18 protein-coding genes are annotated in these 14,522 nt (G+C 60.6%); 10 read left to right on the forward strand and 8 right to left on the reverse strand.

The features are described from left to right. Positions 1–297 precede the first annotated feature (297 nt). From leuD to leuC, 3 genes are read right to left on the reverse strand one after another with little or no spacing between them, the layout of a single operon-like run. On the reverse strand, positions 298–903 hold the full coding sequence (leuD, locus tag QO231_RS04445) for a 3-isopropylmalate dehydratase small subunit (protein ID WP_316773699.1): 606 nt from the start codon (positions 901–903) through the stop codon (positions 298–300). Between the two features lie 42 nt (positions 904–945). Next, positions 946–1,500 carry an HdeD family acid-resistance protein gene (locus QO231_RS04450; RefSeq protein WP_316773701.1) on the reverse strand — a complete coding sequence of 185 codons (555 nt, stop codon included), beginning with the start codon at positions 1,498–1,500 and terminating at the stop codon, positions 946–948. A gap of 34 nt (positions 1,501–1,534) precedes the next feature. Further along, positions 1,535–2,938: a 3-isopropylmalate dehydratase large subunit gene (gene leuC / locus QO231_RS04455; RefSeq protein WP_316773703.1), complete on the reverse strand. Its 1,404-nt coding sequence runs from the start codon at positions 2,936–2,938 to the stop codon at positions 1,535–1,537. 298 nt (positions 2,939–3,236) lie between these two features. On the opposite strand from leuC, the gene QO231_RS04460 reads away from it, so the two are divergent. The 3 genes from QO231_RS04460 to rlmH all read left to right on the forward strand — a co-directional run bounded on the left by QO231_RS04460 (position 3,237) and on the right by rlmH (position 5,629). Continuing rightward, the gene (locus tag QO231_RS04460) at positions 3,237–4,598 is read left to right on the forward strand and encodes a mechanosensitive ion channel family protein (protein ID WP_394356564.1); all 1,362 of its coding nucleotides are present in this window, start codon (positions 3,237–3,239) and stop codon (positions 4,596–4,598) included. Positions 4,599–4,760: 162 nt separating this feature from the next. After that, positions 4,761–5,123, forward strand: coding sequence for a ribosome silencing factor (rsfS, locus tag QO231_RS04465; RefSeq protein ID WP_316773705.1), 363 nt, complete (start codon positions 4,761–4,763; stop codon positions 5,121–5,123). Between the two features lie 35 nt (positions 5,124–5,158). Continuing rightward, complete coding sequence (gene rlmH, locus QO231_RS04470) at positions 5,159–5,629, forward strand: 23S rRNA (pseudouridine(1915)-N(3))-methyltransferase RlmH (RefSeq protein WP_316773706.1); 471 nt, start codon at positions 5,159–5,161, stop codon at positions 5,627–5,629. Positions 5,630–5,707: 78 nt separating this feature from the next. Here the strand turns inward: rlmH and QO231_RS04475 are convergent, their stop codons facing one another. Next, positions 5,708–6,067, reverse strand: coding sequence for a hypothetical protein (locus tag QO231_RS04475; protein WP_316773708.1), 360 nt, complete (start codon positions 6,065–6,067; stop codon positions 5,708–5,710). A 194-nt stretch (positions 6,068–6,261) separates the two neighbouring features. Between QO231_RS04475 and QO231_RS04480 the strand changes: the two genes are divergently transcribed. The 6 genes from QO231_RS04480 to QO231_RS04505 all read left to right on the forward strand — a co-directional run bounded on the left by QO231_RS04480 (position 6,262) and on the right by QO231_RS04505 (position 11,251). Further along, positions 6,262–7,209, forward strand: coding sequence for an aspartate carbamoyltransferase catalytic subunit (locus tag QO231_RS04480; protein ID WP_316773710.1), 948 nt, complete (start codon positions 6,262–6,264; stop codon positions 7,207–7,209). Continuing rightward, positions 7,206–7,733, forward strand: a complete 528-nt coding sequence (locus QO231_RS04485) for a hypothetical protein (protein WP_316773712.1) — start codon at positions 7,206–7,208, stop codon at positions 7,731–7,733. Before QO231_RS04480 ends, QO231_RS04485 begins: the two co-directional genes overlap by 4 nt. Continuing rightward, positions 7,730–8,119: a hypothetical protein gene (locus QO231_RS04490; RefSeq protein ID WP_316773713.1), complete on the forward strand. Its 390-nt coding sequence runs from the start codon at positions 7,730–7,732 to the stop codon at positions 8,117–8,119. Before QO231_RS04485 ends, QO231_RS04490 begins: the two co-directional genes overlap by 4 nt. Next, positions 8,116–9,396, forward strand: a complete 1,281-nt coding sequence (pyrC, locus tag QO231_RS04495; RefSeq protein WP_316773715.1) for a dihydroorotase — start codon at positions 8,116–8,118, stop codon at positions 9,394–9,396. The genes QO231_RS04490 and pyrC overlap by 4 nt, the downstream gene beginning before the upstream one ends. Then, complete coding sequence (plsY, locus tag QO231_RS04500) at positions 9,396–10,004, forward strand: glycerol-3-phosphate 1-O-acyltransferase PlsY (protein ID WP_316773717.1); 609 nt, start codon at positions 9,396–9,398, stop codon at positions 10,002–10,004. Before pyrC ends, plsY begins: the two co-directional genes overlap by 1 nt. 104 nt (positions 10,005–10,108) lie before the next feature. Further along, entirely contained in the window at positions 10,109–11,251 is a 1,143-nt protein-coding gene (locus QO231_RS04505) for a beta-ketoacyl-ACP synthase III (protein WP_316773719.1), read from the forward strand. Here the strand turns inward: QO231_RS04505 and QO231_RS04510 are convergent. Continuing rightward, a complete protein-coding gene (locus QO231_RS04510; RefSeq protein WP_316773721.1) occupies positions 11,248–11,709 on the reverse strand; it encodes a hypothetical protein in 462 nt (153 codons plus the stop codon). The two genes, QO231_RS04505 and QO231_RS04510, sit on opposite strands and share 4 nt — an antisense overlap. A gap of 331 nt (positions 11,710–12,040) precedes the next feature. Between QO231_RS04510 and QO231_RS04515 the strand changes: the two genes are divergently transcribed. After that, positions 12,041–12,631: a thymidine kinase gene (locus tag QO231_RS04515; RefSeq protein ID WP_316773723.1), complete on the forward strand. Its 591-nt coding sequence runs from the start codon at positions 12,041–12,043 to the stop codon at positions 12,629–12,631. Positions 12,632–12,676: 45 nt separating this feature from the next. On the opposite strand, the gene QO231_RS04520 is transcribed toward QO231_RS04515, so the two are convergent. Genes QO231_RS04520 through QO231_RS04530 form a run of 3 tightly spaced genes read right to left on the reverse strand, consistent with a single transcriptional unit; the run spans position 12,677 to position 14,359 of the window. After that, positions 12,677–13,015, reverse strand: coding sequence for a tRNA-binding protein (locus tag QO231_RS04520; RefSeq protein WP_316773725.1), 339 nt, complete (start codon positions 13,013–13,015; stop codon positions 12,677–12,679). Beyond that, positions 13,008–13,823, reverse strand: a complete 816-nt coding sequence (gene proC / locus QO231_RS04525; protein WP_316773732.1) for a pyrroline-5-carboxylate reductase — start codon at positions 13,821–13,823, stop codon at positions 13,008–13,010. The genes QO231_RS04520 and proC overlap by 8 nt, the downstream gene beginning before the upstream one ends. Positions 13,824–13,858: 35 nt before the next feature. Then, positions 13,859–14,359: a type III secretion system chaperone family protein gene (locus QO231_RS04530; RefSeq protein ID WP_316773734.1), complete on the reverse strand. Its 501-nt coding sequence runs from the start codon at positions 14,357–14,359 to the stop codon at positions 13,859–13,861. Positions 14,360–14,522: the final 163 nt, after the last annotated feature.

The raw sequence follows: 14,522 nt of genomic DNA on the forward strand, positions 1-14,522 counted from the left end.
GCAAGAGCGGACAAGCGCTCAAGTCTCGGTGGCATTGAACCTTGCAATCCGGCGATAACAGCGGCGAACTGGTGCCAGTTTGCATCAATTTTGGCTCGCCTTCACTACAATTAATGCGTGTATCTCAATATGGCTCGGCGGCCTTGCCTACCCGCAGCATTGGTCCCGGACGAGGACCGTGCCTGGTACAGGCAGAAAAGCCGCAGAGGGCGCGCCCCGGCGTCCGCGCGCCAACTGAACGCAATCGGGCCACGTGGATACGCGGCCCAATCAGCATCAGCAGTCGACAAGACCGGATCAGACCCAGGGGCGTTCCAGCGCGGTCTGGGACTCGAAGGTATCAATCGAGGCGACCTTTTCCATCGTCAGACCGATGTCGTCCAAGCCTTCAATAAGGCAGTGTTTCTTGAACGAATCCACCTCGAACGCGAAACTTTCGCCATCCGATGTGGTCACAGTCTGAGCCTCAAGATCGATGGTCATGCGCGCATTCGCACCCTTCTCCGCATCCTTCATCAGGACATCGACAGCGTCTTGCGGCAGAGCAATCGGCAGAATGCCGTTCTTGAAGCAATTGTTGAAAAAGATGTCGGCAAAGCTGGGTGCGATCACACAGCGGATGCCAAAGTCCTTGATCGCCCATGGCGCGTGTTCCCGCGAACTGCCACAGCCGAAATTATCGCCCGCCACAAGAACTTCGGCGTCGCGATACTGCGGCTTGTTCAGCACAAAGTCGGGCCGTTCATTGCCGTCGTCGTCATAGCGCATTTCGTCAAACAGATTGACGCCCAAACCCGATCTCTTGATCGTTTTCAGGAATTGCTTGGGGATGATCATATCGGTGTCGATATTGATCATCGGCATTGGTGCCGCGATCCCCGTGATTGTCGTAAACTTGTCCATATTCGTCTCCGTAGGGCGAAATGCATATCACCCCGGTTGGTTCTATTTGTCGAATTTCGCCTGATGCTTGTCCTTCATGATGCCCTTCGCCGTCCGCAAAAAGAACGCGAGCGCAATCAGGCCCATGCCGTTGAACAGCAATTCAATGCCCAGAAGGATGCCCAGAAGGCTGGGTGCGATTTCAAAGAAATGCGCGAGGATATAGCCCGCAAGCAGGACGGACAGCCCGCCCGAAATGAGCATCGGCCAGAAGAACGGTGTCTCACGCATCTGAAACGCCGAGATCAGGCGGGTGATACCGCTGGCGGCGAACAGGATGGTCACCAGCGTCGCGAGCGATAGCACACCCTCGAGCGGATCGAACATCAGCGACAGGCCCAGCAACAGCATCAGCAGCCCAAGACCAATGCCAAGAGCCTTGGACATGCCGCCTTCTTCGCCAAAACCCGCGAAGAGTTGAAATCCGCCAGAGATTGCAAACAGCACACCGGCCAATGTTGTCACCGCAATCGACGCAGCAACCGGGTTGGCAAGCACGAACAGGCCAAACAAGACCGACAGCACGCCAACAATCAGCCATTTTGTCCAGGTTTTCATATCAGTGTTCCTTCAGAGGTTGTTTGCGCAGACGTTACATCAACTCTCGTATGTCTGTCAGGTGTCCGGTAATCGCCGCAGCCGCAGCCATCGCCGGGCTCAGCAAATGGGTACGTCCGCCGCGCCCCTGCCGGCCTTCAAAGTTGCGGTTGCTGGTCGCGGCACAGCGTTCGCCGGGCGCCAGCTGGTCGGGGTTCATGGCAAGGCACATGGAACAGCCTGCAAGGCGCCATTCGAACCCGGCCTCGATGAAGACATCGGCAAGGCCCTCTTCTTCTGCCTGCGCCCGGACAAGACCGGATCCCGGCACGACCATCGCGCGCATCCCGTCCTTGACCTTCTTGCCACGCAGAATCTCCGCGGCGGCGCGAAGGTCTTCGATCCGGCCATTGGTGCAGGATCCGATGAACACCGTATCGATTGCGATCTCGCTCAGCGGGGTGCCAGGCGTCAGGCCCATGTAATCGAGCGAACGTTGTGCCGCCTCGACCTTGCCGCCCTTGAAATCGGCCGGATCGGGAACCGTCGCGGTGATCGGCAAGACGTCTTCGGGGCTGGTGCCCCATGTGACGACCGGTGCGATATCTTCGCCCTTGATGGTGACAACCTTGTCCCAATGTGCGTCATCATCCGAGTACAGCGTTTTCCACCATGCCATCGCCGCTTCCCATTGTGCGCCCTTGGGTGCGTGGGGGCGGCCCTTGCAATACTCGAACGTCTTTTCGTCCGGGGCAATCAGGCCCGCACGGGCCCCGCCTTCGATCGCCATGTTGCAGACAGTCATGCGGCCTTCCATTGAAAGATCGCGGATCGCTTCGCCGCAATACTCGATGACATAGCCGGTCCCGCCCGCTGTGCCGGTCTCGCCGATGACAGTCAGGGTAATGTCCTTTGCGGTCACGCCGGGACGCAGCTTGCCGGTGATTTCCACCTTCATGTTCTTGGATTTCTTCTGGATCAGCGTCTGCGTCGCAAGGACGTGTTCCACCTCGGATGTGCCGATACCATGCGCCAGCGCGCCAAACGCGCCGTGGGTCGCCGTATGGCTGTCACCGCAAACCACGGTCATCCCCGGCAGCGTCCAACCCTGTTCCGGCCCGACGATATGCACGATCCCCTGCCGCACGTCGCTGACAGGATAGTAGTGAATGCCAAAATCCTTGGAGTTCTTGTCCAGCGCCTCGACCTGAATACGGCTTTCTTCGTTGTCGATGCCATTGACGCGGTCCAGCGTTGTCGGGACATTGTGATCCGGCACCGCGATGGTCTTGTCCGGAGCGCGCACGATGCGATTGGTCATCCGCAGCCCTTCGAAGGCCTGCGGGCTTGTCACCTCGTGCACGAGGTGGCGGTCGATATAGAGAAGGGTTGTGCCGTCGTCGGTCTCGTGGGCGACATGGGCATCCCAGATCTTGTCATAGAGCGTTTTGGGGGACATGGGTCCTCTCCCGTTGTTTGGAAACTGAACAGCGTGAATAGATGCGCGCGCGTTATAGCCGCGCCAGCACCGAACGCGTTGCGCCAAAGAACCGTTCGCGCAGGCGAAGCCGGTCCTGAAGGTCGAGTCTTGGCGTTACAAAAGAAATCATGCCGACCAGATACAGGGGCCGCCGGATTCATTCAAGGTTGATCATCGGCACCCGCCTGCGGGGCCTTGGCCCGGGCCGGGAAGAGAATACGCGATCCGCTTGCGCCCCGGCATTCGCCGTGCCAGCGTATCGCAAACGGGGAGCGCCATGGATCCGGTCACAGAAACCACGAGCACGCTGATACAGACCCTCATTCTATATTATCAGCAGGCGCGCGACTTGATCGCCTGGATGTTTGTGCCTGGATGGCGGCAAAATCAGGTTTTGATCATTCTGGTCCTGATTGCGCTCGCCTGGCTACTCAGGAAATCCACCGAACCGCGCCTGCAGGATTGGGCGCGATCGCGCGAAGGATGGCCCAAATGGCGCCTGCGCCTGATTGTGCAGATACGCCGCCGGCTGTTCCTGATCTGGTTCTCGATCATCGCCGGGCTGGTGTATCTGGTGATGCAGAACGTGACCTGGCCCTCGCGCAGCTACCTGATCGGGCTGTCCGCCACCCTGTCGACGGTCTGGTTTTCCATTGGGCTTGCCGCGCAGCTGGTGCGCAACCGCACGCTGCGCCGGACCGTGCGGTGGTTCCTGTGGATCTACGCCACGCTCTATTTCCTGAACGCGCTCGACGAGATCGCGGCGTTCCTGGATCGGCTCGCCATCGAATTCGGCGAGACCCGAATCTCGGCACTGTCGGTCATCTCAGCACTGGTCATCCTGGGAGTTCTGTTTGCCGGTGCGCGGCTCTTGTCGCGCATGTTCACAGCGAATGTCCGCAAGAACCAGGACATTTCCCCGTCGATGCAGGAGCTGACCACCAAAGGCGTGCAACTTCTGCTCTATGGTCTGGCCTTCTACATCGGCGCGCAGGCGATCGGGCTGGATCTCACGGGCCTGGCGTTTCTCTACGGGATCATCGGTGTCGGGCTGGGCTTTGGCCTGCAGACGGTGGTGTCGAATCTTGTTTCCGGCGTGATCATCCTGCTCGACAAGTCGATCAAGCCGGGCGACGTCATTTCGTTGGGCGACACCTTCGGCTGGATCGAATCCCTGAGCGCGCGTTATGTGTCGGTCAAGACGCGGGAGGGGCTGGAATACCTGATCCCGAACGAAGATCTGATCGCTAACCAGGTCGTCAACTGGACCCACTCCAATCAGCTGGTCCGGCTCGATATCTATTTCGGCACCGCCTACGACGATGACCCGCACACGGTCCGGGCGTTGGCCATTGAGGCGTCATCCGGGGTGAAACGCGTTCTGGTGCATCCGAATGCACCGGTGTGTCATATTGTCGGTTTCGGCGACAGCAGCGTGGACTACATCCTGCGTTTCTGGATCGGGGATCCGACAGCCGGGCTGACCAACGTGCGGGGAAATGTCTATCTGGCACTCTGGGATATCTTCAAGGAAAACGACATATCGATCCCCTTCCCCCAGCGGGAAGTGCGGCTGCTGCACGAACCGGAGGCCGAGGTAAGCGAGCGGACCGATACCGGCAATGGCGCACCGGGGTGACACTCTTTGATCATCGGGTCGCTGCCAATTGAAAAATAACCTACGGGTTGTTACCTTGAGATCAGCCCCAGCGTCGGGGGTCTGTCGGCGCGCCAAAAGGAGGACAATGTCCTGTCAATCCATACTGAGGCGGGCCTTTCCGCTGATGATCGGGCCGGTCTCATGACCGCCCAGACCCAGCCGACAAGCGAAACGCTGTTGGCGCGAATCCTCACTTCACTTGACGACGACAAGGCAGAGGACGTTGTGCAGATCGATCTGCGCGGCAAGACCGAGATCGGCGACTTCATGGTCGTCGCCTCGGGACGTTCGACGCGTCAAGTGTCGGCCATGGCCGAAAAACTGACTGACCGGCTCAAGCAGGAGTTCGGACGGACCAGCAAGGTCGAAGGCAAGGATGCCGGGGATTGGGTTCTGATCGACACCGGTGACGTCATCGTACATATCTTCCGTCCCGAGGTACGGGACTTCTATCAGCTGGAAAAAATGTGGCTGCCCTCCGGCGGCACGGTGACCGCCAACTGAACGCGAATTGCCGGTGATCCGGCCGGAAAGATGCTGTGCGCATAACGATTTGTGCGGTCGGTCGCCTAAAGGCCGGACCGGAGAAGACACTGATTGACGATTACCTGACCCGGTTCGACCGGACCGGTCGTGCGCTGGCCCTCGGGCCTGCGCAGGTCATCGAGATTGACGAGCGAAAAGGCGGCGGGATGAGCGGTGAAGCGGAATTGCTGCGCCGCGCCGTGCCCGAAGGCGCCTTGATCTGCACGCTGGACGAACGCGGGCGAACGCTGTCGTCGCCCGGCTTTGCCAAACGGCTGGCGGGATGGCGCGACGATGGCCGCCGGGATCTGGCGCTGCTGATCGGCGGCGCCGATGGGCTCGACCCGTCTTTTCGCGCCGAGGCGGATTTCAGCCTGTCTTTCGGCACGATGGTCTGGCCGCACATGCTGGTTCGGGTGATGCTCACCGAACAGCTTTATCGCGCGACAAACATCCTCGCCGGCGGGCCATATCACAGGGCGTGATCCAAATGCCGCGCTGACGCGCGATTTCATGCCTCGGCATTGCCGTTGGCAATGCACCGCGCCGCGAATCGGAACAAGTTACGGCAACGTAACGATAGTGGTTTGATCAGACCATCCATCAACCAGGCACCGCGCCTGTATCTGCACCTGCGTGGCTCCGTCCGGAACGCTGATACCCCCGAGCGAGCGGGTGAACGGCTGTTCTTCGACATGCGGATGAAGAAGAACCCGCAGGCCCAGCTCGTCCCCGGCCATATCCAGCACCCGCCATCCATCGGCATAGTGCTCCCATCCCGTATCCGGATGGGACAGGGTGACATCAAACGTCAACCCCCCTGCCCCCTGGCGCACTGTGACGTCCTCGATCACGGGAGCATCGGCACCTGCCGACAAAGGCGCAAGGCAGAGGGCGACGAAGAGCAGGCGGGAATTGATCATGCCGCAACTCTAGGCGGCGATTGCATTCATGGGAATGCCAAAACAACATCGCGCCGCATTCGGCCCTGTCGGCACCCGATCCCAGTGATCCTGCGGGTTTAGGACGTGAAAAAACACGCGCACGCGCGCAGCCCCGCCGCTTGCCCGCACCTTTCCTCCTACCTATAAGGCACATGCCAACATGCGGAGCGCCTATGTCCTTTGACCATCGCCACCTGCTGGGTATCGAACAGCTCGGCCCCCTCGACATCACCACTATTCTTGATCTCGCCGAAGATTACGTGACCATGAACCAGGGAACTGCCAAGCATTCTGACGTGCTGGCCGGCCTGACGCAGATCAACATGTTCTTTGAAAACTCGACCCGAACACAGGCGAGTTTCGAGATCGCGGGCAAGCGGCTTGGGGCCGATGTAATGAACATGGCGATGCAGGCCAGTTCGATCAAGAAGGGTGAAACCCTGATCGATACCGCGCTGACGCTGAACGCCATGCATCCCGACCTTCTGGTGGTACGCCATCCGCAATCCGGCGCTGTCGATCTCTTGGCGCAAAAGGTCAACTGCGCGGTGCTCAACGCCGGTGACGGTCGCCACGAACACCCGACCCAGGCACTTTTGGACGCGCTCACCATACGGCGGGCCAAGGGCCGCCTGCACCGCCTGTCCATCGCCATCTGCGGTGACATCGCCCATTCCCGCGTCGCGCGCTCCAACATTCTGCTGCTGGGCAAAATGGAAAACCGCATCCGCCTGATCGGCCCGCCGACCCTGATGCCCGCGCAGATCGAGTCTTTCGGCGTCGAAGTCTTTGACGACATGAAAAAGGGACTTGCCGATGTCGACGTGGTGATGATGCTCAGGCTCCAGCGCGAGCGGATGGATGGTGGATTTATCCCGTCCGAGCGGGAATACTATCACCGCTTCGGGCTTGATGCCGACAAGCTGACGCTGGCGAAACCCGATGCCATCGTCATGCACCCCGGGCCAATGAACCGCGGCGTCGAAATCGATGGCACACTGGCCGATGACATCAACCGCTCGGTGATTCAGGATCAGGTCGAGATGGGCGTCGCCATTCGCATGGCGGCGATGGAACTCCTGGCCCGCAACCTGCGCAACGCGAGGCCTACTGCCGCATGAGTGAACTGCTTACCGTGTCAGCGAACGAAACCGGCGTACTGCGGCTGTTCGCGCTCGATATGCGGCGCGAACAGATCAGGTTCCTGCACGAACCCGGTGCGCTGGAAGATATTCTGGGGGTCACCGGGCTCGACCCGCAGCATGTCGAGATCTTCCCGGTCAGCGATCTGGACGATCTCGGCCTGCCCGGCTACCTGATCGAGGGTCACGCCATTCCCGAGGATCAGATCGCCGACAGCCTAGCGGAGACAACGGGCCATGTTCTGCTTGTACATAGCCGCGCCTTTGGCGGGCGCGCCGCAAGTCTGACTCCGGCCGCCAGCTTGTCGCCACTTGGCGCCTACACGGTGACCCCCACCAACTGGACCACGCAACCGCAACCGGCGCCAGATAGCGCCAGGCGCCGCAGCGGGTCGCCGCAATCTCCCCGTGCCGCCCGGGCGCGCTCTCGCGCGATTGGCGGCAGTATCTTTGCCATGGTGATGATGCTGGTTGCGATACTCGTTTACGTGGTGCTCCGATGACCGAAATTCCCATTCGTTTCACCGCGGACCGGCAGGCCTATATCCAGAACCACATGACGCTGGCCGCCGTGGCAATGGCGCTGGCCATGTTCGTTCTATGGCTGATGGGCAGCCCGCATATCTGGACCGGCGCAGTCGCTGGCCTCGCCGCCATCGCGCTGCGTGGATGGTATCTCGCATCTGAACAACTCGCGGAAGTCTGGGAAATCACGGACGATACCCTGAGCGGACCCGGCGGCCGTCGCGTCCCCCTTGATCAGATCGAAACGCTGCGCAGCATGACTTGTTTCGTGCAGGTCATCACCAGAGGCGGCGACAAGCACCTGATCAAATACCAGGCTGACCCTGCCGCCACCATAGCGACCATCGAAAGGCATCGCCGATGACCGCCCAACTCTTTACAAACGCCCGCCTCATCAACCCCGAGGCCAGAACCGAAGCCCTTGGTGCCCTGCTCGTGCGCGATGGCCGCATCGTCGCAGCCGGAGCCGAAATTGCCGTGCCCGAAGACGCCGAACTGGTCGATTGTGGCGGCAAGTGCCTCGCCCCTGGCATTGTCGATATCGGCGTGAAAGTGTGTGAACCCGGCGAACGGCACAAGGAAAGCTATCGTTCTGCCGGACTGGCAGCAGCAGCGGGCGGCGTCACCACCATGGTCACGCGCCCGGACACCACGCCCGCGATCGACAGCCCCGAGACGCTCGAATTCGTCACCCGCCGCGCCAATGCCGCCGCCCCGGTCAACGTGCTGCCGATGGCGGCGTTGACCAAGGGCCGCGGCGGCCGTGAAATGACCGAAATCGGATTTCTCATGGACGCGGGCGCGGTGGCCTTCACCGATTGCGATCATGTCGTGCAAAACACCAAGGTCTTCTCCCGCGCATTGACCTATGCCCGCAGCCTTGATGCATTGGTCATTGCCCACCCCCAGGATCCCGGCCTTTCGGACGGGGCCTGTGTCACCTCGGGCAAGTTCGCCTCCCTGCGCGGATTGCCCGCCGTGTCTCCCATGGCCGAACGTATGGGTCTGGATCGTGACATTGCGCTGCTGGAAATGACCGGCGCACGCTATCACGCGGATCAGATCACCACCGCCCGCGCCCTGCCCGCGCTTGAGCGCGCCCGCAAGAACGGGCTCGACATCACCGCCGGGGTCAGCATTCACCATCTGACGCTGAACGAACTTGACGTTGCCGACTATCGCACCTTCTTCAAGGTCAAGCCACCGCTGCGCTCCGAAGATGACCGCCTCGCGGTGATCGATGCCGTTCGCACCGGCCTCATTGACATCATCAGTTCGATGCACACCCCACAGGACGAAGAGAGCAAACGCCTGCCCTTTGAAGAGGCCGCCAGCGGCGCGGTTGCGCTGGAAACTCTGCTGCCCGCCGCGATGCGCCTCTATCACGGCGATCAACTCGACCTGCCGACGCTCTTCGCAGCTCTGTCACTGAACCCCGCGACGCGGCTCGGGCTGGAGTGCGGCAGGCTGGCCCCCGGTGCACCCGCCGATCTGGTGCTGTTTGACCCCGATGTGCCCTTCGTGCTCGACCGCGCGATATTGCACTCAAAATCCCGCAACACACCGTTTGACGGGCAACGGATGCAAGGTAGGGTCCTCGCAACCTATGTTGCCGGAAACCCGGTCTATCGGAGAGCCTGATGCCCGCCTTTGATTCATCCATCGCCCAGATGATCCTGTGGGCGCTCGTCGGCTACGGGCTTGGCTCGATCCCCTTTGGCATGCTCGTTGCGCGGGTCATGGGGTTGGGAAATCTGCGTGATATCGGCTCGGGCAACATCGGCGCCACCAACGTACTGCGCACCGGCAACAAGACTGCCGCCGCGCTGACCCTGCTGCTTGACGGGGGCAAAGGGGTCGTCGCGGTGCTGCTGGCTCGTGCCTTTGCGCCCGAAGACTCGGTACAGCTCGCCGCCCTGGCCGCGATGCTTGGACATTGCTACCCGATCTGGCTCGGCTTTCGCGGCGGCAAGGGAGTGGCCACATTTTTCGGTATCTGGCTGGCGCTGGCATGGCCGGTCGGGCTTGCCTGTTGCGCGCTCTGGCTCGCCGCGGCCGCTGTGACACGCATTTCTTCCATGGGTGCGTTGGTCGCCGCCGCAGGATCGACCCTGTGCGCGGTGTTTCTCGGCTATGGCACCGCGCTGATCTTTGGCGGGCTGGTCACCATTCTCGTGTTCTGGCGGCACCGCGACAACATCAAGCGGATCCGCGCGGGCACCGAGAGCCGGATTGGTCAGAAAAGCTGACGGCAGCCACATCCGTGGGACTTGCTCCAGATCGCCCTGAGCCACGCCTCTTGCTCCCGCACATCGGCATAGCTAAGTTCTTCTGAACCCAGAAGGACGCCATCGTGACACACATTCCCGCAATCACCGGAACCGGGCTGTTCACTCCGGAACAGACCATCTCCAACGCGGAACTGGTCAAGGCGTTCAACGCCTATGCCGACATGTTCAATGCCGAAAATGCCGAGGCCATCGCCGCCGGCGAGGTCGAGGCCCAGGATCATTCCAGCGAAGAGTTCATCTTCAAGGCTTCGGGCATCGAGCAACGGCACGTGATAGACAAGACAGGTATCCTCGACCCCACCATCATGCATCCGCTGCTGCGACAGCGCAGTGACGATGAACCGTCACTGATGGCAGAGATGGGTCTGGATGCGGCGCAAAAGGCACTTGCCGCAGCGGATCGCACCGCCAGCGATGTCGATCTGGTGATCTGCGCCGCCTCAAACATGGAACGCGCCTATCCTGCCGTCGCGGTCGAGATCCAGAACCTGTTGGGCGCTCAGGGTTTTGCCTTCGACATGAACGTCGCCTGCAGCTCTGCCACCTTTGGCATTCAGACCGCCGCCGACATGATCCGCGCAGGATCGATCCGGTCGGCGCTCGTGGTCAATCCCGAGATCTGTTCGGCGCATCTGGAATGGCGCGACCGTGATTGTCACTTCATCTTTGGCGATGTCGCCACCGCCACCCTGATCGAACGCGCCGAAGACGCAAAGGGGGCATGTTTCGAGATCAAATCAACCCGCTGCGCAACCAGGTTTTCCAACAACATCCGCAACAACAATGGCTTTTTGCGCCGCTCGCGCCCGGATGGCACAAAGGACCGCCGCGACATGCAGTTCATGCAGAACGGCCGCAAGGTATTCAAGGAAGTGGTGCCAATGGTCAGCGCCCATATCACCGATCACATTGCGGATCAGGGCGTTCAGTCCGGCGATCTGAAACGGCTCTGGCTGCATCAGGCCAACAAGTCGATGAACGATTTCATCGGTCGCAAGGTGCTGGGCCGCGTGCCGGAGCCGGGCGAGCAACCCAACATCCTGCAGGATTACGCCAACACCTCGTCTGCGGGCTCGATCATCGCATTCTCAAAATACTCCGACGACCTGCTGGATGGTGACCATGGCCTGATCTGCTCGTTCGGGGCCGGGTATTCCGTCGGATCGGTGCTGCTGAAGCGCCGCAGCCAGAGCGTTTCGCGCTAGGTGCGGTGTTCCTCTTCGAGGTGCAGCTTCATGTCGATCAGCACCTGCTGCAACATCAGGGTTTCACGCAGCAGCCGCTTTGCCTCGTTGATGCTGATGATGCCATCTTCGATGGACTGCTGGTACTCGGCCATCAGCATCGCGAACCGCTGACTTAACGCGATCACATCATGGTTGACGCCGCCGCTCTCGGGCATGTTGGGGTGACGGTCATCGTAGGACAGCGTGATCTTTTTCAGATCCGCCAGAGCGCTGGTCACATGGGGAAAGGAAGACTCCGCCTCGAGCTTGGCAACGGCGTCCACCGGGATGAAGCGATCCGAATGCTCGTCATGTTCCGAATAGTAGCGTCCAAGCGTCGCTTTGGATTTCCCGGTGATCCTGCACGCGGCTTCGATCCCGACATCCTTGATCAGGGATTCCGTGTGCTTTTTCAGGTAACTGCCGGCTTCATTCATTCAATTCTTCCCTGAACTGGTACGCTTGTTGTTCCTTAGACGGGGAATGTCAGAATTGTTTTCCCATAACGTCCTCATAATCCAGATGGCATATGTTTTCCATACCTCTCAGCAGAAGAGGTAGCGGTACGAGTTTTGCGCCCCATGGGGCATTGTTTAAAGAGTTGACCGCGGGCCGCACCAAGTCCGCGGTCTTTGTCAGCGCAATACGGTCGGTATCCCTCTCTACCGACCGTATTCGCCCTTGGTGCCGACATTGTGCAGTCTGAAATTGTGCGGAACATTTGCGCCAACGCTTCAATGCCCGTGCAAAACGAGGTAAATGGCTGCAATGGCCAAACTTTTCTTCAACTACTCGTCCATGAACGCCGGGAAATCGACGCTGCTGCTGCAAGCGTCGCACAATTACCGCGAACATGGCATGGACACCTACCTCTTGACCGCGCGGGTCGACGACCGCGCTGGCGCCGGGCGGATCGCCTCGCGGATCGGCATCGGGGCCGAAGCCGACATCTTTGCACCCGCCGACGATCTCTTTGCCATGATCGCCACCCGGCTGAAAAAAGGGACAATCGCCTGCGTTTTTGTGGACGAGGCCCAATTTCTGAGCCATGAACAGGTCTGGCAGCTGGCCCGCGTCGTGGATGACCTGAACTTACCGGTCCTCTGCTATGGTTTACGCGTCGATTTTCGGGGAGAGTTGTTTCCGGGATCCGCGACGCTTTTGGCATTGGCGGACGAAATGCGCGAGGTCCGGACCATCTGTCGCTGTGGGCGCAAGGCCACAATGGTCATCCGCCAGGATGCACAGGGCCGGGCCATCACCGAAGGCGAACAAGTGCAGATCGGCGGCAATGAAACCTATGTTTCGCTCTGCCGCCGCCACTGGCGCGAAGCTGTTGGTGATGTCACACCAAAGTAGCCTCGGCGAGATTGCTGGCGGCAAAACGAGCCACCAACAGTCCTGTCAGTGCAGTCTGCCCCCAACAGGAACCTCTCCATCCGGCCCGATCAAGACGATCTCGCCCGAGTCATCCGGCAAGCCCAGCACCAGAACCTCGGACATGAACCGGCCGATCTGACGTGGCGGAAAGTTGACCACCGCAAGAACCTGCTTCCCGATCAGCGCCACGGGCTGGTAGCGGGCGGTGATCTGCGCCGAAGACTTGCGCTCCCCGATCTCGCCGCCGAAATCGATCCACAGCTTGATCGCCGGTTTGCGTGCCTCGGGATAGGGTTCCGCGCGCAGGACCGTGCCGACGCGAACATCCACCTTCAGGAAATCATCGAGCGTAATCTCAGCCATTGGCCAATTCTCTCGAGCGATCCGCAGCGGCCGCAACGGCCCGCTTCAGCAACGTTGGAAAGCCGGTTTTTTCGTCCATCAGAACCTCAAGTGCGGCCTGCGTCGTGCCATTGGGGCTGGTCACGTTGACCCGCAGCTGACCGGGGTCTTCGTTCGCCGCCTCCGCCAACGCGCCCGCGCCCGCAACCGTCGCCTTTGCGAGCTTCATGGCGAGATCGGCAGGCAGCCCTTGTGCCTCGCCTGCCGCAGCCATGGTTTCGATCATATGAAAGACATAGGCCGGGCCGGAGCCGCTCACTCCGGTGACTGCATCCATCTGCGATTCACTGTCCAGCCGCACGGTCTGTCCCACCGCCGACAACAATCCCTCGGCCAGGTCGAGATCATCCGGCCCGGCGGTGGCATTTCCGATCAGAGCCGTAATCCCGCGCCCGACGGCGGCAGGGGTATTTGGCATCGCACGCACGATGGGCGATGCGACGCCGAGGATCGCCTCATACGCCGAGATCGGCGTTCCGGCGGCGACTGATACAAACAACGTTCCACCGCCGCCCTTGGCCGCAATTGCGGGCAGCGCATCGCCCATCATCTGAGGTTTGACCGCGATCAGGATAATGGCGGGCCGCGCTGGCAGGTCGGCGTTCAGATGCAAACCCTGCGCCCTGACCCAGTCAGACGGATTGGGATCGATCACCCAGACCGAACCTGCGGGCAAGCCGCCGTTCAGCCAGCCAGCCAGCATGGCCGACCCCATCTTGCCACAGCCCAACAGAACCAGCCCGCGGTCCGCCACATCTTTCATGTCCATGATTGCCCCTTACCCAACCGGTTCAGGGCAAAGGTTTACGCGCGCCCGTAGGCCTCTGCAATGGCGACCTGCATCGCCTCGCGTGGCGTGCGGTTTCCCCAGATCATCAACTGCACCGCAGGGTAGTAGCGCTCGGCACTCAGGACCGCCGCGCTGATCATCGTATCGATCTGGTCCGGAGACGCCATCTGTCCGCCGGTCAGCACCAGACCATAGCGATAGACCATCAGCTTCTGTTCATCCCAATAGGTGAAGGCCCCCGCCCAGCACTGATCGTTCATCTGGTTGATCAACTCATACAGCGTCGGCAATTTCTCTTCCGGTGGCTCAAGCTCGAACGTGCAGACCATGCGCAAGGTCTCGTCATAGGCGGACCATGCGAGGGTGATGGAATAGGTGCGCCATTGCCCTTCGACGGCCATGGCGATCTGGTCGTCGCCAATACGGTCGAAATCCCAATCATGATCGGACGCGATGTGCTCGACGATGTCGATCGGGTGAATGTCGTCTTCCAGATACTGTTCGGAAAGGGCCATGATGCCACCTCACTGATCTCTAGCAGCGGGGGCGGTGTAGCGCCCCTAGCGCTAGCTGACTGCTCTACAAGCCGGGGCGATCCCCCGATCTCATACAATATATGGTGCGCCGCATGTGCATCTCTGGCAACCCCCTATTTTGGGGGGAGCCTCAATAAGTTGT

This window comes from Sedimentitalea todarodis (genome assembly GCF_032595355.1).
GTDB classification, from domain to species: Bacteria; Pseudomonadota; Alphaproteobacteria; order Rhodobacterales; family Rhodobacteraceae; genus Sedimentitalea; species Sedimentitalea todarodis.